Here is a 2,433-nt window from a genome sequence, read left to right as displayed (position 1 = left end):
GGGCTCGCCGGTGCCGAGCTGGAGCGATGCCTGGCCGTTGGAGAGCGCCGGCGCAGGCGTCGAGGATGCGGCCGGGGCGGAGGGGAGAAGGCCCATCTGCTGCTTCATCTCCAGCAGCTTGAAGTCCAGGTTGTCGCCCCCTGCGGCCTGGAGCGCCTTGAACTCGCGCTCCAGCGAGTCGCCGCTCAGGTCCTCGCTCACGGCGGCGGCGGCGAGGGCCTGGCGCTCGTTGTCCTCGATCTTCGCGGCCATGCGGTCGAAGGCGTCGAAGGCCGACGCGTCCGACAGGCCGGACATCGTCTCGTGGATCCGCTTCTGAGCCTCGGCGCGCTTCTGCTGCGCGATCAGGAGGTTCTTCTTGCGCGTCGCCTCCTGGATCTTGTCGCTCAGCTGCCGCAGGGCGTCGCGCAGGCGCTGCGTGTCCGCCTCGTGCTTCTCCCAGGTGTCGTAGTACTGCTGGGCGCGCGATGCGTGCTCCTGCTGGCGCATCAGGGCCTGGCGGGCCAGGTCGTCGCGGTCCTGGCGCACGGCGAGCATGGCGCGCTGCTCCCACTCCTGCGCCTGCTTCTGCTCGTCCTCCACCTGCTTCTTGAGCTTCGCCGCGTCGGCCATCGCATGGGCAACCTCCTGCCTCGCTCGCGCGAGCTGGTTGCGCATGTCGTCGATGACCTGGTTCAGCATCTTTTCCGGGTTTTCGGCCCGGGCGATCAGGTCGTTCATGTTCGACCGGATCAGCAGTGACAGCTTATCGAAGAGTCCCATTGGGCATCAGTCGGTTGCGGGGCGGTCAGCAGTCGCGGTAGGGCGCGAGCTGCTCCAGGTGCGACGCCATCGCCATCTGGAACGAGTCGATCACCGCCTGGAATTCGTTCTGGTCGAGGTTCTCCAGCTCCAGCGTCTCGGTGAGGACCACGTCCTCCTCCTCCAGGCCGTACGCGGCGTGCACCAGGTCCGTCGCGTTGAAGCGGAGAAGCTTCTTGTACAGGTCGGCGCAGCGGCTCTGGTCGCCGGGCACGTCCATCACCTTGAGGCGAAAGACCAGCACCGGCGGCGAGTGATGGATCACCAGCGAAGGCCCGCCTTCCGCGTGGGCCACCCACATCCCCTCCTGCACCTCCTCGTGGGTCAGCTCCGAGTTGAGCAGGTACCGCTCCACATCCTCTCGCGTCACCATCAGGCCGTCTCCTCGTTGGCGGGGGGAAGCTCCGTGGCTGCGCGGTTCTCGCCGCCCGACAGGAGCCGCATCATGAACTGCTGTTCGTCGGACAGGCGCACCACCTGGGCGCTCAGCTCGTCCACCTCGCCGCGAAGCCGCGCGATCTCGGCCTCGTAGTGCGGCGCGAGCGCGGGGCCGGCGGTGGACCAGCCGAATACCCAGCGTCCTACAATGGCGAGTGCGACGATGAAAAGGAGTACGCTGAACATGGTATGCGCCTACGCCGCGCCGTGGGAAGGAGTTTCAGTTCCCCGACCCCACGGCGCCCGCCCGGGGCCGCAACTGCACCAGCTTGCGCGCGGAAGGGGTGGTGGCGAGCCCTCCTTCCGCGGTCTCGCGGAAGGCGCGGGGCATGCGGCGCCCCACGTCGCCCATCACGTCGATCACCTCGTCGGCCGACACGGGGAAGTCGAGCCCGGCCAGCGCCATCTCCGCGCCGGCGATGGCCTGCATGGCGGCGGAGGCGTTGCGGTAGATGCAGGGGATCTCCACCAGCCCGCCGATGGGGTCGCAGATCAGGCCGAGCATCCCCTGCAGCGTGAGCGCGACCGCGGTGGAGATCTGCTCGTGCGTGCCGCCGTGCAGGTACGAGACGGCCGCGCTGGACATGGCCGCCGCCGTACCCGTCTCCGCCTGGCACCCGCCCTCCGCGCCGGCGAGTGACGCGCGGTGGGCGATGACCCCACCCACGCCGCCGGCGACCAGCATGGCGTCGATCAGCCGCTCCTCCCCCAGCTCCTGGAACTCGTCCATGCTGATGAGCACCGCCGGGAGCACCCCCGCCGCGCCAGCCGTGGGCGCGGCCACGATCAGCCCCATCGCCGCGTTGACCTCGAGGGTCGAGATGGCGCGGGCGAGCGTCTCGGTGAGCCGGGCGCCCAGCAGCCGCGGCCCGTTCTCCATCAGCCGCCGCGCGCGCCCACCCGTGAGGCCGCTGGCGGAGCGAACCTCGCCCTTGAGCCCCTCGTCGATGGCGCCGCGCATCACCCGCAGCGTCCTCGCGATCCTTCCGCGGATCTCCTCGGGCGCCCTGCCGCTCTCCGCCGACTCGGTGTCGAGCACCACCTGCGCCAGGGTGCGGCCGGTCTCGTCGGCCTCGCGGATCAGGGATTCGATGGACTTGTGCATGGAACTGCGGGGAATGGGGAATGGGGAATCGGGAATGGGTAACCGCTTGCAACTACGATACCTCGCGAAGCGGAGAGGTCCCTTCCGCT

The 2,433-nt window shown here is 69.5% G+C and carries 4 protein-coding genes; all 4 read right to left on the bottom strand.

Going from position 1 to position 2,433, the window contains the following annotated elements:
- On the bottom strand, positions 1-762 hold a 762-nt coding region (locus VF647_05740), incomplete at its 3' end, for a PspA/IM30 family protein (GenBank protein ID HEX8451575.1).
- A 25-nt stretch (positions 763-787) separates the two neighbouring features.
- The gene (locus VF647_05735; protein HEX8451574.1) at positions 788-1,174 is read right to left on the bottom strand and encodes a YbjN domain-containing protein; all 387 of its coding nucleotides are present in this window, start codon (positions 1,172-1,174) and stop codon (positions 788-790) included.
- Entirely contained in the window at positions 1,174-1,425 is a 252-nt protein-coding gene (locus VF647_05730; protein ID HEX8451573.1) for a hypothetical protein, read from the bottom strand. The genes VF647_05735 and VF647_05730 overlap by 1 nt, the downstream gene beginning before the upstream one ends.
- A gap of 34 nt (positions 1,426-1,459) precedes the next feature.
- Positions 1,460-2,344 (bottom strand): L-serine ammonia-lyase, iron-sulfur-dependent, subunit alpha, encoded by an 885-nt coding sequence (sdaAA, locus tag VF647_05725; GenBank protein ID HEX8451572.1) that lies wholly within the window; start codon positions 2,342-2,344, stop codon positions 1,460-1,462.
- Positions 2,345-2,433: the final 89 nt, after the last annotated feature.

Origin of the sequence: Longimicrobium sp. (assembly GCA_036387335.1) — a bacterium.
Classification (GTDB): Bacteria; Gemmatimonadota; Gemmatimonadetes; order Longimicrobiales; family Longimicrobiaceae; genus Longimicrobium.
This window is presented reverse-complemented; position numbering and strand designations above follow the sequence as displayed.